Source organism: Desulfovibrio sp. X2 (assembly GCF_000422205.1).
Lineage (GTDB): Bacteria > Desulfobacterota > Desulfovibrionia > Desulfovibrionales > Desulfovibrionaceae > Alkalidesulfovibrio.
In genome coordinates this window covers 18,626-41,954 of sequence record NZ_ATHV01000032.1, presented here as the reverse complement: position 1 = coordinate 41,954, position 23,329 = coordinate 18,626, and the positions used below count along the sequence as shown (strand labels likewise).

At 68.0% G+C, this 23,329-nt stretch carries 28 protein-coding genes; 17 read left to right on the top strand and 11 right to left on the bottom strand.

The window, feature by feature from the left end; all coding sequences use genetic code 11:
* Window positions 1-12: 12 nt before the first annotated feature.
* Complete coding sequence (locus DSX2_RS11140; protein WP_020881139.1) at window positions 13-393, top strand: hypothetical protein; 381 nt, start codon at window positions 13-15, stop codon at window positions 391-393.
* A gap of 2 nt (window positions 394-395) precedes the next feature.
* On the opposite strand, the gene DSX2_RS11135 is transcribed toward DSX2_RS11140, so the two are convergent.
* Window positions 396-920 carry a M48 family metallopeptidase gene (locus tag DSX2_RS11135; protein ID WP_020881138.1) on the bottom strand — a complete coding sequence of 175 codons (525 nt, stop codon included), beginning with the start codon at window positions 918-920 and terminating at the stop codon, window positions 396-398.
* A gap of 182 nt (window positions 921-1,102) precedes the next feature.
* Entirely contained in the window at window positions 1,103-1,594 is a 492-nt protein-coding gene (locus DSX2_RS18710) for a tetratricopeptide repeat protein (protein ID WP_201764410.1), read from the bottom strand.
* 121 nt (window positions 1,595-1,715) lie between these two features.
* Between DSX2_RS18710 and DSX2_RS11125 the strand changes: the two genes are divergently transcribed.
* From DSX2_RS11125 to DSX2_RS11085, 9 genes are all read left to right on the top strand, one after another.
* Complete coding sequence (locus DSX2_RS11125; protein WP_020881136.1) at window positions 1,716-3,077, top strand: MiaB/RimO family radical SAM methylthiotransferase; 1,362 nt, start codon at window positions 1,716-1,718, stop codon at window positions 3,075-3,077.
* Window positions 3,078-3,175: 98 nt separating this feature from the next.
* Entirely contained in the window at window positions 3,176-4,057 is an 882-nt protein-coding gene (locus DSX2_RS11120) for a YicC/YloC family endoribonuclease (protein WP_020881135.1), read from the top strand.
* A gap of 29 nt (window positions 4,058-4,086) precedes the next feature.
* Window positions 4,087-4,347: a DUF370 domain-containing protein gene (locus tag DSX2_RS11115; protein WP_020881134.1), complete on the top strand. Its 261-nt coding sequence runs from the start codon at window positions 4,087-4,089 to the stop codon at window positions 4,345-4,347.
* Window positions 4,344-4,967 carry a guanylate kinase gene (gene gmk, locus DSX2_RS11110; RefSeq protein WP_020881133.1) on the top strand — a complete coding sequence of 208 codons (624 nt, stop codon included), beginning with the start codon at window positions 4,344-4,346 and terminating at the stop codon, window positions 4,965-4,967. Before DSX2_RS11115 ends, gmk begins: the two co-directional genes overlap by 4 nt.
* Window positions 4,964-5,683: an orotidine-5'-phosphate decarboxylase gene (gene pyrF, locus DSX2_RS11105; protein WP_020881132.1), complete on the top strand. Its 720-nt coding sequence runs from the start codon at window positions 4,964-4,966 to the stop codon at window positions 5,681-5,683. The genes gmk and pyrF overlap by 4 nt, the downstream gene beginning before the upstream one ends.
* Window positions 5,684-5,713: 30 nt before the next feature.
* Window positions 5,714-6,712 (top strand): lipopolysaccharide assembly protein LapB, encoded by a 999-nt coding sequence (locus DSX2_RS11100; RefSeq protein WP_020881131.1) that lies wholly within the window; start codon window positions 5,714-5,716, stop codon window positions 6,710-6,712.
* A 19-nt stretch (window positions 6,713-6,731) separates the two neighbouring features.
* Complete coding sequence (locus DSX2_RS11095) at window positions 6,732-7,595, top strand: HDOD domain-containing protein (RefSeq protein WP_020881130.1); 864 nt, start codon at window positions 6,732-6,734, stop codon at window positions 7,593-7,595.
* Between the two features lies 1 nt (window position 7,596).
* Window positions 7,597-9,306 (top strand): single-stranded-DNA-specific exonuclease RecJ, encoded by a 1,710-nt coding sequence (recJ, locus tag DSX2_RS11090; protein ID WP_020881129.1) that lies wholly within the window; start codon window positions 7,597-7,599, stop codon window positions 9,304-9,306.
* A gap of 70 nt (window positions 9,307-9,376) precedes the next feature.
* Window positions 9,377-10,645, top strand: coding sequence for an AI-2E family transporter (locus tag DSX2_RS11085; protein WP_152512925.1), 1,269 nt, complete (start codon window positions 9,377-9,379; stop codon window positions 10,643-10,645).
* A 42-nt stretch (window positions 10,646-10,687) separates the two neighbouring features.
* On the opposite strand, the gene DSX2_RS11080 is transcribed toward DSX2_RS11085, so the two are convergent.
* The 8 genes from DSX2_RS11080 to lipB all read right to left on the bottom strand — a co-directional run bounded on the left by DSX2_RS11080 (window position 10,688) and on the right by lipB (window position 15,441).
* A complete protein-coding gene (locus tag DSX2_RS11080) occupies window positions 10,688-11,638 on the bottom strand; it encodes a DNA-3-methyladenine glycosylase (RefSeq protein ID WP_052014757.1) in 951 nt (316 codons plus the stop codon).
* A 74-nt stretch (window positions 11,639-11,712) separates the two neighbouring features.
* On the bottom strand, window positions 11,713-12,273 hold the full coding sequence (locus DSX2_RS17625; protein ID WP_020881126.1) for a hypothetical protein: 561 nt from the start codon (window positions 12,271-12,273) through the stop codon (window positions 11,713-11,715).
* Between the two features lie 152 nt (window positions 12,274-12,425).
* Window positions 12,426-12,812, bottom strand: a complete 387-nt coding sequence (locus tag DSX2_RS11065; RefSeq protein WP_236615110.1) for a hypothetical protein — start codon at window positions 12,810-12,812, stop codon at window positions 12,426-12,428.
* A gap of 48 nt (window positions 12,813-12,860) precedes the next feature.
* Window positions 12,861-13,073: a hypothetical protein gene (locus DSX2_RS11060; RefSeq protein ID WP_020881124.1), complete on the bottom strand. Its 213-nt coding sequence runs from the start codon at window positions 13,071-13,073 to the stop codon at window positions 12,861-12,863.
* A complete protein-coding gene (locus DSX2_RS11055) occupies window positions 13,052-13,441 on the bottom strand; it encodes a phage holin family protein (RefSeq protein WP_020881123.1) in 390 nt (129 codons plus the stop codon). The genes DSX2_RS11060 and DSX2_RS11055 overlap by 22 nt, the downstream gene beginning before the upstream one ends.
* 1 nt (window position 13,442) lies before the next feature.
* Window positions 13,443-13,733, bottom strand: coding sequence for a YqjD family protein (locus DSX2_RS11050; RefSeq protein ID WP_020881122.1), 291 nt, complete (start codon window positions 13,731-13,733; stop codon window positions 13,443-13,445).
* A 222-nt stretch (window positions 13,734-13,955) separates the two neighbouring features.
* Window positions 13,956-14,843 (bottom strand): lipoyl synthase, encoded by an 888-nt coding sequence (gene lipA / locus DSX2_RS11045; RefSeq protein ID WP_020881121.1) that lies wholly within the window; start codon window positions 14,841-14,843, stop codon window positions 13,956-13,958.
* Window positions 14,803-15,441: a lipoyl(octanoyl) transferase LipB gene (gene lipB, locus DSX2_RS11040; protein WP_020881120.1), complete on the bottom strand. Its 639-nt coding sequence runs from the start codon at window positions 15,439-15,441 to the stop codon at window positions 14,803-14,805. The genes lipA and lipB overlap by 41 nt, the downstream gene beginning before the upstream one ends.
* Window positions 15,442-15,637: 196 nt before the next feature.
* Between lipB and DSX2_RS11035 the strand changes: the two genes are divergently transcribed.
* The 5 genes from DSX2_RS11035 to DSX2_RS11015 are packed head-to-tail and all read left to right on the top strand — an operon-like array spanning window position 15,638 to window position 20,312.
* A complete protein-coding gene (locus DSX2_RS11035; protein WP_020881119.1) occupies window positions 15,638-16,288 on the top strand; it encodes a hypothetical protein in 651 nt (216 codons plus the stop codon).
* Between the two features lie 13 nt (window positions 16,289-16,301).
* The gene (locus DSX2_RS11030; protein ID WP_020881118.1) at window positions 16,302-18,143 is read left to right on the top strand and encodes a fumarate reductase flavoprotein subunit; all 1,842 of its coding nucleotides are present in this window, start codon (window positions 16,302-16,304) and stop codon (window positions 18,141-18,143) included.
* A gap of 12 nt (window positions 18,144-18,155) precedes the next feature.
* Complete coding sequence (locus DSX2_RS11025; protein ID WP_020881117.1) at window positions 18,156-18,896, top strand: fumarate reductase iron-sulfur subunit; 741 nt, start codon at window positions 18,156-18,158, stop codon at window positions 18,894-18,896.
* Between the two features lie 19 nt (window positions 18,897-18,915).
* Window positions 18,916-19,755 carry a fumarate hydratase gene (locus tag DSX2_RS11020; protein ID WP_020881116.1) on the top strand — a complete coding sequence of 280 codons (840 nt, stop codon included), beginning with the start codon at window positions 18,916-18,918 and terminating at the stop codon, window positions 19,753-19,755.
* Complete coding sequence (locus tag DSX2_RS11015; RefSeq protein WP_020881115.1) at window positions 19,755-20,312, top strand: Fe-S-containing hydro-lyase; 558 nt, start codon at window positions 19,755-19,757, stop codon at window positions 20,310-20,312. Before DSX2_RS11020 ends, DSX2_RS11015 begins: the two co-directional genes overlap by 1 nt.
* An 82-nt stretch (window positions 20,313-20,394) precedes the next feature.
* On the opposite strand, the gene DSX2_RS11010 is transcribed toward DSX2_RS11015, so the two are convergent.
* Entirely contained in the window at window positions 20,395-21,975 is a 1,581-nt protein-coding gene (locus tag DSX2_RS11010) for a DUF438 domain-containing protein (protein ID WP_020881114.1), read from the bottom strand.
* Between the two features lie 311 nt (window positions 21,976-22,286).
* Here DSX2_RS11010 and DSX2_RS11005 point away from each other — a divergent pair, with 311 nt between their 5' ends.
* Both DSX2_RS11005 and DSX2_RS11000 read left to right on the top strand, forming a co-directional pair.
* Window positions 22,287-22,787 (top strand): peroxiredoxin, encoded by a 501-nt coding sequence (locus DSX2_RS11005; RefSeq protein ID WP_020881113.1) that lies wholly within the window; start codon window positions 22,287-22,289, stop codon window positions 22,785-22,787.
* A 2-nt stretch (window positions 22,788-22,789) separates the two neighbouring features.
* Window positions 22,790-23,224 carry a hypothetical protein gene (locus DSX2_RS11000; RefSeq protein WP_020881112.1) on the top strand — a complete coding sequence of 145 codons (435 nt, stop codon included), beginning with the start codon at window positions 22,790-22,792 and terminating at the stop codon, window positions 23,222-23,224.
* The last annotated feature ends 105 nt before the right edge of the window (window positions 23,225-23,329 follow it).

Below are 23,329 nucleotides of genomic sequence, written 5' to 3'. Positions count from 1 at the left end.
CGGGGGTGCCGCATGAAGAACGAACGCCGCCGCGTGCCCCGCAAGACGGTCCGCGGCCGAAACGCGATTCTGCTGGACGAGATCGTCCTCGCCGAGGTTCCGAACGCGGACGCAGCGGCGGGGGCGGCGCGACGCATCGCCTGCCGCATCCGCGACGTCGGCCCGGAGGGCATGCGCCTCGAGATGCGCGACGACGAGGGTGCAGCATCCTCCTTGTTCCCGGGCGCGCGGCTTCGCATCGCGCAGTGCCCCTCCGCCCTGCGCGAGCTGCTGGGCGGACAGAACGCCGAGGTCGTCTGGTCGCGGGACGCCGAGTGCGGCGTGCGTTTCGACGTCCCTCTGCGCTGTTCTTTGGCGCAATGGGCCGACGGCGCCGCCTACGTCAGCTTCTGAGCTCAGTTGCTGTCCCGAGCGCGCACCTCGCGCCAGAACTCGTTCTCCTCGGCAGTCTTCTGGATGTCCCACAGCCGGCTGGCCGTCTCGGGACACGAGAGGTCGAAGCCGAAGAGCTGCCCCACGTTCTGGCGCATCTCCATGGTCATGAAGGGCTTGAAGGTGGCGCGCACGTCGCCGAGCATCCTTCTGGCCTCGTCCTTCTTCCCCTGGCAGGCCAGGGTGCCGACGAGATAATAGCTCGACATCCAGTCTTCGGGATCGCGCGAGAGGTTCTCGCGCAGCACGGTCTCCGCCTCCTTGGGCTTGCCGTCCCAGAGCAGGGCAAGCCCCAGGCGGTCGCGCGCGGAATCGTAGTCCGGCTGCCCGGCAGGGACCTGGCTGTAGGCCTGCGCCGCCTCCCCGGGCTTGTCCTGGCGCAGCGCGGAGTTGCCCCGCGCATAGTCCGTGCATCCCGCGAGCAGCAGGAGTGCCGCGAGAAGGCCGAAAGCGGTGAATTGTCCTGTCCGTGGTGTCGTGAACGCCATGAAACCTCCTCCTAGTGTCGCGTCCGTGAAAAAAGTCGATATGCTGCGCAGGAGTCGTACGCGACACGTGAACCGGGCGAATGCACGGTTCCGCCGCCAGCGGCGTGAGCAAGCCGAAAACCACGTTTTCGGCGCAGCGATCTTCCGCAAAATACGGCTTTGCGTATTTTGCGGACGTCACACTAAAAGAGCGGCGCCCGCAGAAACGGGGGGCAATCGTAGATCAGGTCCGGGTCGCCGAAGGGCGGCGGCCTGTCTCGATAATCCTGCCGCTGCTCGGAAATCGCGAAGTAATCGAGCATCGTCTTCACGGCCTCGGGTCCGGGCATCTTCTTCTCTTCCACATACTCGGCCGTGCACTTGATCTCCATCTTCTCCTGGAAGGCGAAGGGGATGACGATGGTCTTGATCAGGCCGTAGCCCTTGTCGAACTGCTCCTGGCCCACATAGGCGAGGCCCAGGTAGAACTGTGTGCGCCAGTCGTCGGGATCGGCCGCGTGCAACTCTTCCAGCCGCTTGGCCGCAGTCTCGTACTCGCCCTTCCTGATGAGCAGCAGCATGGCCTCGCGATCCGAGGAATACGGGGTGACGGGCCGCGTGCTCCCGCCCACGGCGACGCTGCCGCCACCGCCCACGCCCACGCCTGTGGAACCGCTGCCCGCGAAGACTCCCACACGGCATCCCGTGCAAAGCGCTCCCAGACAGAAAACGAAAAACAGGATTGCATTGCGCGCATTCATGGGTATGCTTTCCGGCACGGACAATTTTTCTCCTATCCCTTCATAGCGCATCCGAATGAAAAGCAAAACGGAAATCACGGCCGAGGCCGAAAGCTTCTGCATCGTCACCCTGGGCTGCAAGATCAACCAGTACGAAACCGAGGCGCTGCGCGAGGCGTGGCTGGCGCGGGGGCTCGCCGAGCGGCCGGGAGCGGCCGATGCGGACCTCGTGGTGATCAACGCCTGCGCGGTCACGGCCAGGGCCGTGGCCGACGTGCGCGCCTCTGTCCGGGCAGCGAACCGGGAGAATCCAGAGGCCGCGATCATCGTCGTGGGCTGCGTGGCCGAGCAGGACCGGGCGACCATCGCCAAGCTTCCCGGCGTGGCCGAGATCCTGCCGCAGCGGGCCAAGGCGGCCCTGGCCGGTCTCAAGCCTTTCGCCTCCGACGGGGCCCCGGGCGAGGCGACGGACGAAGACGGGCGCCAGGCAGCGCCCAAAAGCTTCCCGGCGCTGCGCATCGCGGACTATCCGCGCGCCCGAGCCGTGCTCAAGATCCAGGACGGCTGTTCGCACGGCTGCTCCTACTGCATCGTTCCCCTGACGCGCGGCGCGAGCGTCTCCCGGCCCGAGGCCGACATCCTGGCCGAGGCCGAGCGCCTGCTGGCCGCCGGGGTCCGGGAGATATCGCTCAGCGGCGTGAACCTACGCCATTACGGGCGGGGACTCGGCAAGGGCATGAACCTCTGGCGCCTCGTGCGGCACCTGGAGAAACGCCTGGCCCCCGAGTGGGGAGACCGCGCGCGGCTGCGCCTCTCCTCCCTGGACCCGGCCCAGCTCACGGACGAGGCCTTGGAGACGCTGTCCGAGAGCCGCATGCTCTGCCCGCACCTGCACCTTTCCCTGCAGAGCCTGGCCCCGGCCGTGCTCGGCCGCATGCACCGCGGCCACTACGGTCCCGAGGACGTGCACCGCTTCCTGGACCGCTTGGGCGCGGTCTGGCCCGTGTTCGGCCTGGGCGCGGACTTCATCAGCGGCTTCCCGGGCGAGAGCGAGGGAGACGCCGAACGGACACTCGAGGCCGCGGCGGCCCTGCCCCTGACCTACGCCCACGTCTTTCCATACTCGCGCAGGCCCGGAACCGCCGCGGCCGCCATGTCCGACCAGGTGCCCGAACCCGAGAAGAAGGCCCGCGCGGCCCGACTCCGTGCCCTTGCCGGACGCAAGGCCAGGACCTTCCTCAAGCGCCTGGCCGCCCAGGAGCGGCTGGACGTGGTGCTGGAGAACGACTCTCCCTGGCGGGGGCGCTGCCAGCACTACGTGGAGTGCCGCGTGAAGGATGGCGCCGCGATGCCGCCCGAGGTCGAACGCCGGACCATCGTCGCCTGCCGTCCGGTGGGCGGCGGCCAGGGATTCATCGAAGTCGAGCCGCTCGGCTGAGCGGGCGCGGGCGTGTTTACGCCCGCGCCGCTTTGGCGTAGACAGGCCCGACCCGTCGCCGCGCCACAGCGGCGGCATTGCCCCGACAAGGAGACGACATGGTCAAGAGCATGACCGGCTTCGGGCGGGCGGAAATCTCCGCCGAGGCCTTCACCGCGACCTGGGAAATAAAGAGCGTCAACAGCCGCTTCCTGGACATGAAGTGGCGCGCCCCCAACTTCCTGCGCAGCCTCGAAGGCGAATGGGAGAAGATCCTGCGCGGCGTGGCCGGCCGCGGCCGGGTCGAGCTCTACTGCAACGTGCGCTTCACGGGCGGCGCGAGCGCGGGCCTGGCCTTCAACGCTCCCCAGGCCGGGGCCATGCTCGACAGGCTGGCCGAGTTCGCCGCCTCCCGCGGACTGGAATTCACGCCCGACGTCGGCCGCCTGCTGACCGTCCAGGCCCTGTGGCAGGAGCCGCTGGAGGAGCCCGACGAGGCCCTGGCCGGGACCGTGGCCAAGGCCCTGGGCGAGGCCCTCGTCGCCTGGGATCGCACCCGCGCCCAGGAGGGCGAAGCCCTGCGCGCGGACATCACCGCGCGCCTTGAGACGCTTCGCGGGCTGCGCGACCGCATCGCCGAGCGCACGCCCGCCCTGCCCGCCGAGAAGATGGCCGTGATGCGCGAACGGCTGGCCCAGCTCCTGAACGGCAGCGGCGCGGCCGTGTCCGAGGACCGCCTGCTGCAGGAGGCCGCCGTGGCCGCCGACCGCCTCGACGTCTCCGAGGAGATGACCAGGCTCGCCACGCACCTCACACGCATCGGCCAGGTCCTGGCCAAGGGCGGAGAGATGGGCAAGCGTCTCGATTTCCTGGTCCAGGAGTCGTTCCGCGAGATCAACACCTGCGGCAACAAGGCCCAGGACGCCGAGATCTCGCAGCTCGTGGTCGACTTCAAGGCCGAACTTGAAAAATGCCGCGAGCAGATACAGAATATCGAATGATGGCGGATGAATAGAATCAGGAGCTGGTGATGCAGAAACAGGGACTGCTGAACATCGGATTCGGCAACTTCGTGGTCGCCTCGCGCGTGGTGGCCATCGTCACGCCGACGTCCTCCCCCATGAAACGCCTGCGCGAGGACGCGAAGACCGAGGGGCGCCTCATCGACGCCACCCAGGGGCGCAAGACGCGCTCCATAGTCATCACCGACTCGGGCCACGTGGTCCTCTCGGCCATCCAGGCGGAAACCGTGGGCCAGCGCTTCGGCCAGCCCGAGGAGGAGGACGCGTGAGCCGAATCGGTCAGTTCTACGTCCTGTGCGCCCCCTCGGGAACGGGCAAGAGCACGCTGGTGCGCCGCCTGACCCGGGAATTCCCCTCCGTCCGCTTCTCCGTCTCCTACACCACGCGCGCCCCGCGAGAGGGCGAGGTGCACGGCAAGGACTACTTCTTCACCGACAAGGACGAGTTCATGCGCCTTGCGGGCCAGGGATTCTTCGCCGAGTGGGCCGAGGTCCACGGCAACTGCTACGGCACTCCCCTCGAATTCACGCGGGGCCTGGCCGAGCAGGGCTTCGACGTGCTCTTCGACATCGACGTGCAGGGCGCCCGCCAGCTCAAGGAGAGCCTGCCCGGGGCCTGCTTCGCGATGCTCCTGCCGCCGTCGCGGGCCTCGCTCGAGGCGCGCCTTCGCGGCCGCGGCACGGACGACGAGGCGACCATCGCCAAGCGCATGAGGAATGCCGCGGGCGAGCTGGCCGCCGCCGACATGTTCGACTACTGGATCGTCAACGACGACCTCGAGAAGGCCTACGACTCGCTGCGCGCCGTGTATCTTGCCCGCACCCTGGTCCCAAGCGCCGATCCCGGCCAGGTTTCCCGCCTGCTGGCGCAATGGGAGGGGGCGTCGTGAGCCGCGTCCCGAACGCTGAGCTCGTGGTCGCCCTGGACTTTCCGAAGGCCGAGGAGGCCGTGGCGCTGGCGAAAAGCCTCGCGGGCACGGTCCCCTGGGTCAAGGTGGGGCTCGAACTCTTCGTGGCCGAGGGGCCCGGGATCATCGCGCGCTTCAAGGAGATGGGCTTCAAGGTCTTCTGCGACCTGAAGCTTCACGACATCCCGAACACCGTGCGCGGTGCGGTGCTGTCCGTGGCCGCGACCGGCGCGGACATGGTCACCCTGCACGCCTCGGGCGGCGCGCGCATGCTCCAGGCCGCGGCCGAGGCCCGCGCGACGCTTCCGCGCGCGAACGCCCCCCTGCTCATGGCCGTGACCATGCTCACGAGCCTCGCCGCCGAGGACACGGACGGGATATATGTCAAGCCGCCCTCGGCCATGGCCCTTGACCTCGCGGGGAAAGCCTTCGACAATGGCATGGACGGGGTGGTCTGCTCGCCGCACGAGGCGGGCGCAGTGAAGGCCGCGAACGGCCCGAATTTTCTTTGCCTCACCCCGGGCATCCGCCTCGCGGCGGCGAACGACGACCAGCGCCGCACGGCCACGCCAGGCCAGGCCGTGGCCGCGGGCGCGGACTTCCTGGTCGTGGGCAGGCCCATAACCAGGGCCGCGGACCCGGCCGCCGCAGCGACGGCGGTCATCGAGGACATGCGCCGCACCTCCCCCGGGAGCTGAAGCCGACGCAGCGGACCAGGAGCACACTGCATGGACATGCGCTACTCACCCGACCCGACCGGCTCCGCCGCCCCCGAGGACAAGGCCCCGCAGGCCGCCTCGCGGCGCGAGGAGATCAAGGGCGTCTTCTCCACCCAGTCCGTGGTCAAGTTCGGCACCGGGGCCACCAGCCGCCGCACCATCCAGAAGACCTTCTGGTTCGTGCAGGAGCAGGACGACGACTCCATCGAGGTCCAGCCGCTCAACAAGAACTACATCCCCTCGGGCCCCAAGCGTCAGGTGCCCAAGGAGGAGTTCCTCCAGAAGTTCTCTCCCGAGCCGGAGTTCTACGTCTCCACCGTCTTTCCCAAGATGCAGGAACTCTCCGGGACCATCTCGCGCGGCGAGAAGCACCGTGAGAGCGGCGAGCTCTACAGCGCGGAGTTCGAGTTCAGCCACGCGCTCAAGGTGGACGAGGAGAACGTGCGCGCCAACTTCGGCCTCGGCCTGACCTACATGGACCGCGGCGAGAAGAACAAGGCCAACGACATCTTCGAGCGCCTGGTCAAGCTCGACGCCGCCTTCGGCAGCGAGCACAAGCACCTTTTCAACGACTTCGGCATCAACCTGCGCAAGAGCCAGATGTACGACCAGGCGGTGCAGTACTACCGCCGCGCCATCGAGCTGACGCAGGAGGACGACCATCTCTGGATCAACATCGCCCGGGCCTATTACGAGAAGGGCGACATGAAGAGCTGCGCGGACCATCTGCGCCGGGCGCTCGAGATGAACCCCGGCAGCGACGACGCCAGGCAGTTCTGGAACTTCCTGGTGCGCCGGGGATACATCTCCGACTCGGGCGAGGTGAAGGAGCGCGCGCGCGACAAAGGCGCGGACAAGGGACGCGGACGGGCCAAGGCCGCTCCGAAGGCGGACGGCCCCAAGGCGGCAATGGACAAGGGCGGCCCCGCGGCCGAAAGCGGCGCGGACACGGCGGAGTCCGGCGGCAAGGCCTCCGGAAGCATGACCCTGAACCTGCCCAAGTTCTAGGAGGGCCGCGAGGCACGCCATGAGTCTCGAACGCGGACAGCAGTTCCTGCGCCAGCTCGCGGGGGTCCACCACGACCTGCCCTTCTCCCCCAAGATCCTGCAGCGTCTCTTTTCCCAGACCGGCCAGGAATCCACCGCCTCGCTGCACGACATCGCCGAGACAATCGCCCCGGACCAGGGACTGACCACGCGCCTTCTGGCCGTGGCCAACTCCGCCTTCTACGGCCTGCAGTCCCAGGTGACCTCCGTGCATCGCGCGGCCACGGTGCTGGGCATCAAGGACATCCGCAACATCGTCATGGCCGTGGGCGTGCACGGCATGCTCAAGGGCTACACCCTGCCCGAGGAGCTCGACCTCCTGGCCTACTGGCGGCACCAGCTCACCGTGGGGCAGACCGCCTTCCAGCTGGCCGCGGAGGCGGGACGGCCGGAGAGGGACAACCTCTTCACCGCTGGCCTGCTGCACGACCTGGGCAAGTTGATCGTGGCCATGCACGCCCCGGGTGACTGGCTGGCAATCGAGCGGCTGCGCCAGGAACGGGGCATCCCCTACCGCAAGGCCGAGGACGCCTACTGGGGCCTCGAGCACGGCGTGGTCGGAGCGCTCGTGCTCAAGTCCTGGGATCTGCCGCCCGATCTGCACGAGCCGATCAACTGGCACCACTCCCCCCTGGCTGCGCCGGACTACCGGCAGCAGGCCCTGTTCCTCTGTCTGGCGGACATGCTGGTCAACCTCGAGAGCGGCGGCGAACCGGTGCCGGAGAAGGCCGCCGACGCCCTGTCCGAGCACCTCGGCCTGCCCTTCGACCGCTCACAGGAGCTGGCGCGGGATGCCGCGGCAGACGAGGGCATCGATCAGTTCATCTCCGAGGTCATGCACTGAGATGTTGCCCTCCAAGCGCTGGAAATTCAGGGATGCGCCCCCGCCCGCCCCTGCCGAGGACCTTTCCGTCGCCGCCCAGCTCGGCGTCTCGCCCTTCCTGGTGCGCCTGCTGCGCTCGAGGGGCCTGCCCACGGCCGACGCCATGGACGTCTTCCTCAACCCCGGCCTGCGCCATCTGTCCCCCCCGGAATCCTACCCCGGCATGACCGAGGCGGCGAAGGTGCTGGCGCAGGGCCTCGGCGAGGGCAGGACGCTCTGCGTCTGGGGCGACTACGACGTGGACGGCGTGACCAGCACCGCGCTGGTGCTCGAATTTCTGCGCGCACGAGGCATAGCCGCCCGCCACCACATCCCGGATCGCAGGACCGAGGGCTACGGCCTGAACACGGAGAACATCGAGCGCCTGGCGGCCGAGGGCGTGGGGCTGCTCCTGACCGTGGACTGCGGCATCTCGGCCGAAGCCGAGGTGGCCAGGGCGCGCGAACTCGGCATGACGGTGGTGGTCAGCGACCACCACCTGCCGCCCGAGACGCTGCCCGAGGCGGACGCGGTCTGCGATCCGAGGCTCTGCGACTGCCCCTGCGCCCATCTCGCGGGCGTGGGCGTGGCCTTCCTGCTCATGGCGGCGCTGAACCGCCTCCTGCCGGGCGAGCCCGCGGACATGCGGGAGCTGCTCGACCTGGTGGCGCTCGGCACCCTGGCCGACATCGTCGAGCTCTCGCCGCAGAACCGCATCCTGGTGAAAAACGGCCTGCTCGTGCTCAAGGACGCCAAGCGTCCCGGCATCTTCGCCCTCAAGGAGGCCGCGGGCTTCAACCCCACGGCAACGCTCGACGCGGGCCAGGTGGTCTTCGGGCTCGCGCCGCGCATCAACGCCGCCGGACGCCTGGGACAGGCCGGGGACGCCCTGGCCCTGCTCCTGGCCCGCGACAAGGCCGAGGCCCGGCCATTGGCCCAGAAGCTGGACGTCATGAACCGCGAGCGGAGGAGCGAGGAGGAGGACATCTTCGAGGCCGCCTACGCCCAGGCCGGAGGCTTGGCGCACAGGCCCGCCCTGGTTGTCGCGGGCGAGGACTGGCACCCCGGGGTCATCGGCATCGTCGCCTCCCGCCTGGCGGACCGCTTCTACAAGCCCACCCTGGTCCTGACGCGCGAGGATGACGCCTTCAAGGGCTCGGGCCGGAGCATCCAGGAATTCGACCTGCACCGCGGGCTCTCCGACTGCGCGGAGCTGCTCTCGCATTTCGGCGGACACCGCCAGGCCGCCGGGCTGCACCTGCCCATGGAACGCCTGGACGCCCTGCGCGACGCCTTCGACGCCGCCGTCGTCGGCCAGATAGGTACCGCCCCGCTGCAGCCCGGCCTCACGCTGGACGCCATGCTCCCCTTCTCCGAGATCACGCACACCCTCCTGCGCGAGCTGGCGATGCTCGAACCGCTCGGTCCGGGGAATCCAGAACCGGTCTTCGCCTCCGAGCGCGTGGTCGTCGAGGGCTACGATCTTTTCGGCCGCGACCGCTCCCACGTGAAGCTGCTCCTGCGCGAGCCCACGTCCGGTCTTGCCATGCGGGCCAAGGCCTGGCGCATGGCGCCGATCCTGCCGCGCAGCATCTCGGGCAAGGAAGTGCGCGTGGCCTTCGTGCCGCGCATCGACACCTGGAGCGGCGTACCGACCATCGAGGTGCACCTGAAGGACCTCCGCCCGGATTGATCGCGCCTTGCTCCGCGGATTCGAACGGGATAGGAAAGGAATACGAGACCCCATGCGAAAGGAATCGGACATGAAACGGCTGCGAGAGCTGCTGGTCAAAAGCAAGAAGGCCGAGGCCTTCTACGCTTGGTTCCCGCTCATCCTGCTGCTGGTCGGCCTGTGGCTCATCTACGGCATCTTCTCGCCCTTCCTGGACACCATCATCTTCGCCATCGTGCTCGCGGCAATCTTCAAGCCGCTGTACAACAGGGTCCTGCCCCGCCTGGGCGGCCGCGAGACCATCGCCGCCCTGCTCGTGGCCCTGCTCATCGCGGTCTGCATCCTCGTCCCGGCCGTGGTCTTCTTCGGCGGCATGATCGGCCAGGGCAGGGAGGCCGTGACCGAGATCACCACCTGGCTCAAGACGCACGACCTGAAGACGCTCATCCAGAACGAGGCCGCCTCGGCCTGGCTGGCCCGCCTCCAGGCCGCCGTCCCCTTCGTGGACCTCTCCCAGTACGACATCCCCGCCCGTCTGCTCGGCATCACCCAGGCCTTCGGGCAGCGGCTCCTCTCGCTGAGCACGATGTTCCTGGGCAACGCGGTGGTCTTCCTGATCCACTTCGCCCTGATGATCTTCTTCCTCTTCTACCTGCTGAAGGACGGGCGGGCCTGGCTCGACAAGCTCGTCTCCCTGGTGCCCATGCGCAACGAGCAGGTGGAAGCCGTGTTTCTGCGCCTGCGCAAGGTCGGAAAGGCGGTGCTCGTGGGCGGCCTGCTCGTGGCCCTGCTGCAGGGATTGGTGGGGGGCGTGGGCCTGGCCCTGGTGGGCGTGCCCGGCCTCTTCTGGGGCACCATGGTGGCGTTCTCCTCGCTCATCCCGGTGGTCGGAACCGGTCTCATCTGGGTGCCCATGGCCATCTGGCTGCTGCTCATCGGCCGCTGGGAAGCCTGCGTCTTCCTCTCCGCCTGGTACCTGATCCTGGTCACGCACATCGACACCTTCCTGCGCCCCTACTTCATGAGGGGTTCGAGCCAGATGCCCGTGCTCTTCATCTTCCTGGCCGTCATCGGCGGCGTGAACGCCTACGGTCCGCGCGGCATCCTCTACGGCCCGCTGATCCTGAGCTTCGCGACGGCCATGATCCGCATCTACGGCCAGGAGTACGCCCACGTGCTGTCCAGCGACGAACGCCTGCGCTCCATGGCCTGCGAGTCCGAGCACAACGTGCACTCGCCGCTGCAGGACCCTGGATCGAGGCCGACCGAGGAGAAGATATCCTGGGAAGAAGCGGCCAAGAAGAGCGGAGGCGAAAACGATTCCGACACTTCCGCCAAGGGGCCGTCCTCCGATTCCTGATCCCTCTTCGCCCACGGCCCGGGGCCGTATCCAGCCGAAGAATCAGTACGACGCTGCCGACAACGAAGCCCATAGATGGGCGGCCACAAGGGCCCGCCAGGGGGAGAACTGCGCGAGCCACTCCCTGGTGTACGCCGCATCGACCTTCTCCTCGGAACCGAGCAGCCTGCCGAGCCCGCGCCGCACGGCCACGTCGCCGGAGAGATCCCCGTCGAGCCAGCCGAAACCGCGCAGCAGGACGTAGTTCACGGTCCACGGACCTATGCCGCGCACGTCCAGGAGACGCTCGCGGATACCCTCCGCGGTCTGGGCGTCGAGCCGTCCATGCAGCCAGGAATCCTCCCATGCGTCCAGGGGCAGTTCGCCGCCCGCCGTCATGCGGGCGAGTTCGAGCAGCGTCCGCGCCTTGGCCACGGAGTAGCCGGCCTTGCGCAGGGTTTCGCTGCCGAGCCCTGCGACGCATGCGGCGTCCGGGTGGCAGAAGAGGCCTGAGGAGTGGCGGATGTCTGCGGCTTGGATGAGCTTCCTGCGCATGGAGATGGCCGCGTGAACGCTGATCTGCTGCCCGGTCACGGCCCAGGCCAGGGCCTCGAAGGGCGTGGCCGCGGCGGGCACGCGGAGCCCTCGTTGCCGCGCGATCAGGACGCCGAGTTGGGGATGGTCGGCGAAACGCCGCTCGAACTCCTCCACGGGCTGGCCCAGGCCGAGCATGCGCCGGACCATGGCCTCGAAAGAGGGACGCTCCTTCTCCGCCGCCGGACCGTCGAGGTCGAGCCGCGCCTCGGCGCGGCCGGGCAGCAGGTCGATGAAGAGCAGCCCGGGGACGCCGCTCCAAAGCAGGCCCTTGCGCAGCGAGTGCTCTTCGACCCGCTCAGCCACGGCCTGCGGATCACGGCGATGGAAGGCCAAGATGTCTCCTGGCCGAAAAAATCCGGAGAAAGCGAGCGAGCAGGTCAGCGGCTGGATCGTGGAGTGGACGGCGTGTTCGGGCATGGCACACCATGCGGCAAGGACGTTTTTTTTGCACCCCGGTTCCTGCCCAGCAAATCGCGGCAGTGTGCGAAAGACTAGATCATCAGGTTGATCGAAACGGAGCCGATCGCGTCCGCGGCCTGTCGGCTGCCTGCATCGTCCGCCTGTCCGGGCTGCGCCTCCGAGGCCGCGGCGGCGCTTTCCACAGGGGCCCCAGCCTCCGCAGTCTGCGAATTTGCGTCGGCTCCCTGTGCGGCCTGTCCGTTGTCACCCTGATCCTCACGAGATTTCGCCGCGGGGTCGGACGCCCCGTCCTGATCCAGGCCGCCTGACTTGTCGAGCATGCTGTAATACCGGCTGACCATGGACGTCTTCAATTGCCGCGTGATGGAGAACGACTGCAGGGTGGCGGCCACATATCTCGATTGCCCCGCCCCGGCGGCGGGAATGATCAGCCCGCTCATCAGCCCGGATGCCGAGGATCTCGAGTCCGAGGCGGAGCGGCCGAAGGAAAGCTCGTCTCCGGCGCCCCGCGCAGCCCCCATCCGCTTCACGGCATCAAGAGCATCCGAGCGGGGTATTGCGGAGCGGACCACCATACCGACGCTGCCGATCAGGCTGGAGTTGGGACTGGAGTTCAGGCTGGCTGCGTTCATCTCTGGTCCTTCCGAGGAAGAAATCGCAACATGAAATCCTCTATGCATACTATCGGTAAAGATCAGCCGAAACTTTACCCTCCGCAGCTCTGCCCTTTGATCCGATCTGGCTCAGGTTCATCCCGGACAGGCCGAGAGGCTCCGGCGCGACATCAGCGGGCCCGGTGCGGGGCCTTGGTCCAGCTTCTGAGCCTGGGCGCGAAACCGTCCGGCTTCGCGGCCAGCCATTCGCGCCAGCGTGCGATACACCCGTCGGCCAGGATGCTCTCGAGACTGTCGTAGGAGACGGCCAGCTCCTTCTCGCTGAAGGTCTGGTGCAGCGTGGAATGGCAGGCGCGGCAGAGCCCTATGGTAGCGCTCAGGTCGCGCCCGGCAAAGGCCGCCCGCCGTTTGAGCCTCTTGTGCAGGGCGCGCGGCACGAGATGGTGGCGCGTGAGCGGAGCCTGGCGGCCGCAGATGGCGCAGACCTCTCCGTTCGCTGCGTCGCAGGCCGAATCCGTGGCGCGGGCCTGAAGCGGACTCCCGTTCGCATCGCTCATGCGCGAGACATACGACATATCCCGTGGGCGCGCCACGTCCGGCACCGTCTAGTTTCGACGGCGCTCCGTCCTGAATTCGCGCAGCAGGCCGAAGGCGAACTCGGCCAGGGCGACCCCTCTGTCCAGCAGGCGGCAGCCGTTCCTGAGGCCGCCCAGGAACTCGCGGACATTCAGAACGCACAGGCGCCGCCGCAACTCGCAGCACAAGGCCAGGCGGCCCTTCTCCTCCTGGATGCGCCTCAATTTTCGGTCGAGAAACATGCCGCGTCCTTCTTCAGCTCTTCCAAGGTCTGGGCAAATGCCAGGGGGTTGCGGTCCAGGCGGCGGCCGAGCGAGACGAATGCGAGGACGCCCGCGAGCACCGCCGCTATCCCCATGGCAAGGAGCCCGAAGAGGCGCCACTCCGGGGGCAGGAAAAAGACCCCGGCGAGAATCAGCAGCAGAAGGCCGAGCACGCAGGCGACCACGCCCAGGCTCGCCAGAAACAGCGCCTGGAAGAAGCGTATCTTGGCCTCGCGCAACTCCAGGGACAGGAGGGCGAGCCGGTCCTGGAGGATATCGAGGCTCATCTCCCCGAACCGGCCCGCCGTGTCCGTCACTCCGTCAAAGGCCCGGGACAGTCTGCCCATCTCATTTCCTGGACATGAGCCAGCCCAGGAGCAGACCGGCGACGAAGGTCCCGCCGATTGCGTAGTACGGCTTCGCGTGGATGAGTTCGTCGGCGGCCCTGACGTCCTCGCGCAGGTGCTCCTTGAGCACCCCGTACTCTTCCTTGGCGTCGTCGAGCCGTTTGGCCAGTTCGTCCCTGGCCGACTTGACGCGATCGTCCACCTCGTCCGTCGTGGCGTCCACGAGGGCCTGGGCATGGGTGATGATGCTTCTGAACTCCCTGCTCATGCTCTTGGGAATGGTCGTCGCCATGGGGAATCCTCCTTGTCGTGCGGTCGGCGGCAGAACGTCGACCGTCGGTCAGATTTCGGATCTTCCCGTCACCATAACGCCAAAAAAACGAATCTGTCGAGCGCGGGCGGAAAATTTTCCGCCTCTCGCCGGAGGAACGGAAGGAAGATGACTGGGGCGCGCGGCACAGAGGCCCTGCGGCGGGAAGGCGGAGAAGGAAAGGCCAGGGAACGGAGGGAGGGATCAGGCCGGTGCGCAATTCCCGCCGGATTTTCCGGCGAAGAGCGCGGCGTTGTAGCTGGAGCGCACGAGCGGCGCGCAGAACATGTGCGGCACGCCGAGAGAACGGCCGTAGGCGGCGTATTCCTCGAAGACGTCCGGATGGACGTAGCGCTGCACGGCCGGGTGGGCCAGGCTCGGTCGCATGTACTGGCCCACGGTGACGATGTCGCAGGAGGCGGCGTGCAGGTCGCGGATGACCCCGCGCACCTCCTCGTCCGTCTCGCCCAGTCCGACCATGATGCCGGACTTCACGCGCACGCCCGGGAAGAGCCGCTTGGCCGCGGAAAGGACGTCCAGGCTCTGGCGGTATCCGGCCCTGGGCCGCACGGCGGCGTAGAGGCGCGGCACGGTCTCCAGATTGTGGTTGAAGACGTCGGGCCGCTCGGCCAGCACCGCGGCGAGCGCCTCCTCGTCCCCCCCGAAGTCGGGCGTCAGGACCTCGGTCGTCAATCCGGGGTGGGCGGCGTGAAGGGCGCGCAGCACGGCCGCGAAATGGCCTGCCCCGCCGTCCGGCAGGTCGTCGCGCGTGACGGAGGTGACCACGACGTGCTTGAGCCCCAGGCGCCGCACGGCCTCGGCGATGCGCTCGGGCTCGTCTGGCTCGAGCGGCTCGGGCCGACCGGGAGCGATGTTGCAGAAGGCGCAGCCGCGCGTGCAGACCCGGCCCATGATCAGGAAGGTGGCCACCGAGGCGGAGAAGCACTCGAACTTGTTGGGACAGCGCGCGGACTGGCAGACCGTGTTCAGGCGCAGGTCCGCGAGCAGCTTCGCCGTGCCGCCGCAGCGGCCGGACGAGGGCAGCTTGACCCTAAGCCAGGGGGGAATGCGCAAAACGTTTTCGGATGGCATCGGCGAGTACGTCCTTGACCTCGGCCACACTCGGGGATTCTTCCCCGCGCTCGATCTGCAGCGAGGTGGGTCGGGCGCCTTCTATCCCGCAAAGCGTGATCAGGTCAAACAGGGAGAGGTCGCGGCCCACGTTCAGCGCCAGGCCGTGCCAGGTGGTCCAGCGGCGCACGGCCACGCCTATGGAGCAGAGCTTGCCGCGCTCGGTCCACACGCCGGGAAAGCCCGCCCTGCTCTCGGCCGCGACGCCGAACGCCGCCGCCGTCTCCACCACCGCCCCTTCGAGGTCCGCGAAGAACCGCCTGAGGCCGCCGGGACGCCTGGCCACGTGGAAGACGGGATAGGCCACGAGCTGGCCGGGGAAATGGCAGGTGATCTTGCCGCCGCGCGCGGAGTGCGCGAGCGTTATGCCCCGCTCGGCCAGATAGGCGGGCGCGGCCAGCAGGTGCTCACCGCCGCCGTGGCGGCCGAGCGTGATGACCGGGGGGTGTTCCAGCAGGTAGAGGGTGTCCTCCTCCCCGGCGGCCACGCGGTCGAGCCGCTCGCGCTGGATCGCTTCGGCATCGGAATAGGCGACGAGCCCGAGATCGATGATGCGCATGCCTTACTCCGGCACCGTTTTCCACAGCCTCGCGGCATGGTCCTGTTTGACAAAAAACCCCGAAAGAATGATGATCCGTCCGCTTAACGCCAGGAATATTGGTTGGTCAACCACACAATCGCCCCCTGCCGGCGGGACGGGGCTCCTGGTGTCGCGTCGTTCTTTTTTCACAACCCAACCCTTGCTGGAGGCAGGCATGTCAGTGGAAGCAACCATGCACGTCGTCAGACCATCGCGTAGGGACGCGTATCTGGATTGGATCCAGATGCTGACCGGCGCGCTGCTCATTCTCTTCATGTGGTCGCACATGATCCTGGTGTCCTCGGTGATACTCGGACAGGGCGCGATGAACGCGCTCGCCCACTTCTTCGAGGCCACGTACATGGCCCAGGTCGGCGGCCCGCTCATCTTCCTCGCCTTCCTCCTGCACTTCGTCCTCGCGGCGCGCAAGGTCCCCTTCCGCGCCGAGCAGCAGAAGACCATCTGGGAACACTCCAAGATGCTGCACCACCGCGACACCTGGCTGTGGATGGTCCAGGTGGTCACGGCCATGATCATCCTGATCATGGGCTCGATCCACATGTGGGTCGTGCTCACCAGCCTGCCCATCACCGCGGCCAAGTCCGCCGCGCGCATCCAGGGCGGCTTCTGGTTCGTCTTCTATCTCGTCCTGCTGCCCCTCATCGAGCTGCACGTCTCCATCGGCTTCTACCGCATCGGGGTCAAGTGGGGCTTCATCAAGACCGATACCCGTCCCCGGGCCAAGCGGGCCGAGAACCTGCTGTTCATCATCTTCGTGTCCATCGGCCTGATCACCCTGCTGCGTTTCCTGACCTTGGCCGTGTAAAGGGGGCGAATCAATGCAGACCTTCTATTCCGACCTTCTCGTCATCGGCGCCGGCCTGTCCGGCGAGCGCATCGCCGTGGAGTCGGCCGCGGCCGGCTTCTCCGTCATTGTGCTCTCCATCGTCCCGGCCCGCCGCTCCCACTCCTCGGCCGCCCAGGGCGGCATGCAGGCCGCGCTCGGCAACTGCGCCATGGGCAAAGGCGACAGCCCGGACGTGCACTTCCTCGACACCGTGAAAGGCTCCGACTGGGGCTGCGACCAGGAGGTCGCCCGCCTCTTCGCGGACACCGCGCCCATCGAGATGCGCCGCCTGGCGCACTGGGGCGTGCCCTGGAACCGCGTGGTGCCGGGCAAGTCCTTCTACTTCAAGGGCGGCGAAAAGTTCGAGAAGTACGAAGAGCCCGAGAAGGAGGGCCTGATCACGGCCCGCTCCTTCGGCGGCACGGCCAAGTGGCGCACCTGCTACACCTCGGACGGCACGGGCCACGCGGTCATGTGCACCATGGACAACCGCTGCGCCGAGCTCGGCATCGACGTGCGCGACCGCACCGAGGCCATCGCGCTGATCCACGACGGCGAGCGCTGCCTGGGCGCCATCGTGCGCTGCCTGCGCACCGGCGAGCTCTCGGCCTACCTCGCCAAGGCCACGGCCATCTGCACCGGCGGCTTCGGCCGCATCTACAAGGCCACCACCAACGCGGTCATCTGCGACGGCGGCGGCCACAGCATCGCCATGGACACCGGCGTGGTGCCGCTGGGCAACCCCGAGGCCATCCAGTTCCACCCCACGGGCATCGTGCCCACGGACATCCTGGTCACCGAGGGCTGCCGCGGCGACGGCGGCACGCTCCTGGACGTGAACCAGGAGCGCTTCATGAACATCTACGAGCCCGACAAGGCCGAACTGGCCTCGCGCGACGTGGTCTCCCGCTGGATGACCCACCACATGCGCCAGGGCAAGGGCGTGAAGTCGCCCTACGGCGAACACCTCTGGCTCGACATCCGCCACCTGGGCGACAAGCACATCTCCACCAAGCTCCGCGAGGTGGACGAGATCTGCAAGCACTTCCTGGGCATCGACCCGCGCACCCAGCTCATCCCGGTGCGCCCCACCCAGCACTACACCATGTCCGGCATCCGCACGAACAGGGACGGCGCCGCCTACGGGCTCGCCGGCCTCTTCTCCGCGGGCGAGGCCTCCTGCTGGGACATGCACGGCTTCAACCGCCTGGGCGGCAACTCCCTGGCCGAGACCGTGGTCGCGGGCGGCATCGTGGGCAAGAAGATCGCCGAGTTCCTCCAGGGCACGGACGTCTCCTTCCCCACCGCCCTGGTGCGCCAGGCCGTGCAGCAGCAGGAGGAGCGCATCAGGGACCTGATCGAGGGCAAGAACGGCGGCGAGAACGTCTACAAGGTCCGCGAAGCCATGCAGGACGCGCTCATGGACGGCTGCTTCGTCTTCCGCAACGGCAAGGACCTCGAGGCCTGCGTGCGGACGCTGCAGGAAGTCTACGAGCGCTCCGGCCGCGTGAGCCTCAAGTCGAACGGCAAGGGCGCCAACCACGAGCTGGCCGCGGCGCTGAAGATCCGGGGCCAGGTGAAGCTGGCGCTGTGCATCGCGGCGGCCGCCCTGGCGCGCACGGAGTCCCGCGGCTCGCACACGCGCGAGGACTTCCCCGAGCGCAACGACCGCGACTGGCTCTCGCGCACCCTGGCCTACTGGCCCGAGGGCAAGGACATGCCGGAGCTCAAGTACGAGCCCGCCAGCACGGCCTGGGACATCCCTCCCGGCGATCGCGGCTACGGCGGCGGAACGATCATCCCGGCTGAAAAACTGCCCGGCAAGGCCGACTAAGGAGGCGCTCCCATGGCTCGACTGCTCAAGTTCAACATCTTCCGCTACAATCCGCAGGACGAGAACTCCACGCCCCACATGCAGGAGTTCATCCTGGAGGAGACCGCGAACATGACCCTGTTCATCGCGCTGAACCGTCTGCGCGAGGAGCAGGACCCCTCCCTGATATTCGACTTCTGCTGCCGCGCGGGCATCTGCGGCTCGTGCGCCATGGTGGTCAACGGCCGCCCCGGCCTGGCCTGCCAGACCAAGACGGCCGACCTGCCGCAGGACATCACCCTGCTGCCCCTGCCGGTCTACAAGCTCATCGGCGACATCTCCGTGGACACGGGCGTGTGGTTCCGCGAGATGTACCAGAAGACCGAATCCTGGGTGCATACCAAGAAGGTCTTCGACCCCTCCGCCGTGGAGGAGCGCATGGACAACGCCGTGGCCGAGCAGATCTACGAGCTCGAGCGCTGCGTGGAGTGCGGCTGCTGCGTGGCCGCCTGCGGCACGGCGCGCATGCGCGACGACTTCATGGGCGCCGCGGCCCTGAACCGCGTGGCCCGCTTCGTGGTCGACCCGCGCGACGAGCGCACGGACAAGGAGTACTTCGAGATCATCGGCAACGACAACGGCATCTTCGGCTGCATGGGGCTTCTCGCCTGCGAGGACGTCTGCCCGAAGAACCTGCCCCTGCAGAACCAGCTCGGTTTCCTGCGGCGCAAGATGGGCATCACCGCCATCAAGAACATCTTCTCCCGGAAGTAACGGGACAAAGGAGACGACGATGCGCGAAATACAGGCGCAGAAGGTCATCGACGCGGTGGCCGAGCTGTGCATGCACTCCAACCGCTACCTGCCCGAGGACGTGAAAAAGGCCTTCGCCGAGTGCGCGGCCTCCGAGGACGGACCGGCGGCCAAGGAGATATTCCGGCAGCTCACCGAGAACTACGAGCTGTCCGCCGAGACCCACCTGCCGCTCTGCCAGGACACGGGCCTGGCCGTGCTCTTCGTGGAGATCGGCGAGGAGGCGCGGGTCACGGGCATGAACATCCGCGAGGCCATCAACGAGGGCGTGCGCAAGGGCTACAAGGAAGGCTACCTGCGCAAGTCCGCCTGCGACCCGTTCACCCGGGCCAACACCGGCGACAACACCCCGGCCATCATCCACTACGACATCGTGCCCGGCGACAAGCTGAAGATCCTGCTCATGGCCAAAGGCGGCGGCGCGGAGAACATGTCCCGCGTGACCATGCTCGCCCCGGCCCAGGGCTGGGAGGGCATCAAGAAGTTCGTGGTGCAGCGCGTGGCCGAGGCCGGGCCGAACCCCTGCCCGCCGACCATCGTCGGCGTCGGCATCGGCGGCGACTTCGAGCTCTCCGCCATCCTGGCCAAGAAGGCCCTGGCCAGAAAGCTCGACGACGTCCACCCGGACCCGAAGATCGCGGCCCTGGAGAAGGAGCTCTTGGAGACCATCAACAAGCTCGGCATCGGCCCCATGGGGCTCGGCGGAAAGACCACGAGCCTCGCCGTGAAGATCGCCGTGCACCCCTGCCACATCGCCAGCCTTCCCCTGGCCGTGAACATCCAGTGCCATTCCTCGCGGCACGAGGAGGTGGAGCTCTGATGGCCGAGTACTCGCTTACGACACCGCTGACCGACGAGGCCGTGGCCAAGCTGCGCGCGGGCGACGTGGTCAAGCTGACCGGGACCATCTACACGGCCCGCGACGCGGCCCACAAGCGCCTCGTGGACCTGCTGGACAAGGGCGAGAAGCTGCCCTTCGAGCTGAAGGGCGCGGTGGTCTACTACGTGGGCCCGAGCCCGGCCCCGGAGGGCCGCCCCATCGGCTCCGCCGGTCCGACCACCAGCTACCGCATGGACGCCTACGCGCCCCGCCTGCACTCCCTGGGCCTCAAGGCCTCGGTGGGCAAGGGCAAGCGCAACGACGCCGTGAAGCAGGCGCTGAAGGATTACATCGGCGTCTACTTCGGCGCCACGGGCGGCGCGGGCGCCCTCCTCTCCCAGCGCATCAAGAAGGCCAAGGTCATCGCCTTCGACGAACTCGGCCCCGAGGCCATCCGCGAACTGACCGTGGAGGACTTCCCCCTCCTGGTCATCAACGACTCCGCGGGCGGGGAACTCTACGCCAAGCCGGATTTGAAGGCGGCAGGGTTGGAATAAACCGACCTCATACTGCTGCAGCGAATGAAAAGGCCGCGTCCGAGAGGGCGCGGCCTTTTGCGTCGGAGGAGGGCAGCGGACGCTATTCCCACTCCAACAATCGCTTCTGCCCCGTCAGCGCACGGATGGCGGTGACGTCCTGGCTGACTTCGAGGCAGCCGAGGTAGGTGCCGTCCCGGCGCACGGCGAAGTAGCGGATGTGGATGAAGCGGCCGCCGAGGGGGATCCAGAACTCGGCGGTGTCGCGCTCGCCCGCGTGGAAGGCGCGCAGGATGGCCTCCACCATGTGCACGCTCTTGGGCGGGTGGCACTTGGAGACCTCGCGGCCGATGATGCCCGGACTGCGCGGGAAGATGCGCTCCTCTGTCTGGGAGAAGTAGGCCACGCGGTCGTTTGCGTCCACGAAGGTGAGGTCCACGGGCAGGGTCTTGAGGATGGCGTTCAGGACCTCGGGCCGCAGCTGCCCGGCATCCAGATCGATCACTCGCCCTCCCGCCCCGGAAGCGGCCTGTGCCCCTGTCCCCTGGTCAGTCCCCAGCTCTGCCCCCATCGCTGCCCCCAGCGCCGCCCCCCTCCCGGCTGCCGTCTCGGGCAGGGCCTCGGGGTGCCATTCGTCGCCCGGCGTGATCCAGGCGTAGCCGATCTCCTCCTCGCCCCGGCGCACGCGCGCCCAGTCCGCGTCCGAGAAGGCCGCCCAGACCATGGGGAAGAGCACGCGCTCCTCCTTGAAGACCATGTCGCGCACGGCCACGCAGAGTTCGGCCACGTAAGGCCCCGCTTCCGGGGCGTCCTCCTCGAGCAGGGCCAGGGCCTTGCGGAAGCGGGCGCGGATGTCGTCGTGGATTTCCCACATGACCTGCGGCGGAGCGGTCAGCCCGTGCTGCTCCATGACCGGGAAGAGCTGGTTCTCCTTGCGCTCGTAGTGGCGCACGATGCGCGCGAGGCTGCGCACGCCCTCCAGAAGCCCTGCCCTGGCCGCCTCGAAGGTGAGGGGATCGCGCGCCTGGCCCGCAGCCTCCTGCAGCTTCGCCGCCTTGGCCTCTGCCTCGCGGTTCTCGGCCCGGTAGGTGTGCAGCGGGTGGCCGGGCAGGACGGGCGGCAGCTCGGGCGCCTCGGTCCCGGCGGTGAAGAGTTCCACGTGCAGCTCGCACAGCCGCTTGATCTCGGATTCCGGCACGCCGTCCGCCACCAGCTCCTGCTCCATGGCCCCGATCTCGGCCGGGGAGACGTCGTGCAGCAGCTCGTGGAACTCGGCGCGCACGTCCGCAAGCTGCTCGCCTCTGTGCAGACGCATGACGATGTCCTTGAGCACGCGCACCCGCTCCGCGCGCGACTGCCCTTCGCCCAGGGACTCGACCGCCGCGTCCCGCGCTGCTCCCGCCGCTTCGGGCGGCTCCGCCCGCGGCTCTCCACCCGCGTTGGCCACGGTCACGGGCTCGCCGGTCCTGCGGAAGATCTCGGCCGCGATCTCGAAAAGCAGCGCGGTCTCCTCGAATCCGCCCATGGCCGCAGCCTGCGACAGCGGCGCGACCTTGGCCAGCGTCTTGCGCAGGAGCGGGTTCTTCAGCTTGGAATAGACGGGCGACTTGGCGAGGAGAAAGTCGAGGAGGAAGGGATACTTGTCGAGAAGAGGGCCGAGCCTGGTCTTGGCGGACAGTTCCATGAAAGCTCCTTGCGCTTTGCCCGGTCCGGCCCTCCGGGACCTGGAGAGCCGTGCGCGGACCGGGACGGAGAACGGGACGGATTCGGCGACGACACTAGCACCCCCGCGCGCGTGCGGGCAAATAAAATCGGGCCGAATGCGCTTCCCTGTCCCCCCTGCGCCCTGCCGCGCTCAGCCGCCCGCGGTCGGAAGCCTCCCGCAAGCAGGCCCCACGGCACGATTTTTGCCCCTTCGCGGGCTTCACATTTCGCGGCGAGGGATTATAAGGACTGCTGTCGCAGCGAGGGGGAAACGCGAATCTGGAGGCATGCATGAGCGATCCATACATTCCGGTCGAGGGCGATCTCGCCCCGGCCTTCTCCCTGCCCGCGAGCGACGGGCGGCTGCTGGGTCCGAAGGATTTCACGGGCAAGTGGCTGGTGGTCTACTTCTATCCCAAGGACAGCACGTCCGGCTGCACCACCGAGGCCGTGGAGTTCTCGGCCCTGGTGCCGGAGTTCGAGAAGCTCGGCGCAAGCGTCGTGGGCGTGAGCCGCGATTCGCTCGGCAGCCACGCCAAGTTCATCGCGAAGCAGCAGCTGACCATCCCCCTGCTCTCGGACGTGGGTAAGCTGGCCATCGAGTCCTACGGCGCGTGGCGCGAAAAGACGCTCTACGGCAAGGTATCGCTCGGCGTGGTGCGCTCCACCTTCCTCATCGGCCCGGACGGCCGCGTGGCGCGCGCCTGGCCCAAGGTGGCCAAGGCCGCCGGGCACGCGCAGGAGGTCCTGGAGGCGCTGCGCGAGTTGCGCGAGAACACCAAGGAGGCATGATCATGAAACATCCGCTGCGCAGTTGCAGCGACCGCACCCCGGGCTTCAAGGCCCTGCTCCTGGGCGTGGCCATCATCCTGGCCCTGTCCGTGGCCTGCGGCGACGGTGGCCCCTCGGCGAGCGACCTGGAGCCCCTGCTCTGGGGGCAGATGGAGCACAAGGGCGTGCTCGAGGTGAAGGACTACACCATCTCCAACGCCTACAAGGACGGAGACAAGTGGGTGGTGCTGGACAAGTCCACCGTGGCCTTCAAGGTCACGCCCGAGGAGTTCGCCAGCCGCATGGGCTCCGGCAAGACCTTCGGCGCCTTCTCCGCGCTCCCGGACCTCGTCTCCCTGCAGGCCAAGTGCGGCAACTTCGCCCCCGGCTCGGTCTGCACCATCGAGGGCAAGCACGAGTTCATCAAGGGCACCAAGGGCTGGATGCTGCCGGACTAGCTCCCCGCTCCGCCCGCACGGCCCGGGGACGGTCCTGTCCATCCCCGTCGGCCGCACACGAAAACGCCGCGCCCGGCATCCGGACGCGGCGTTTTCGTCTTTCCA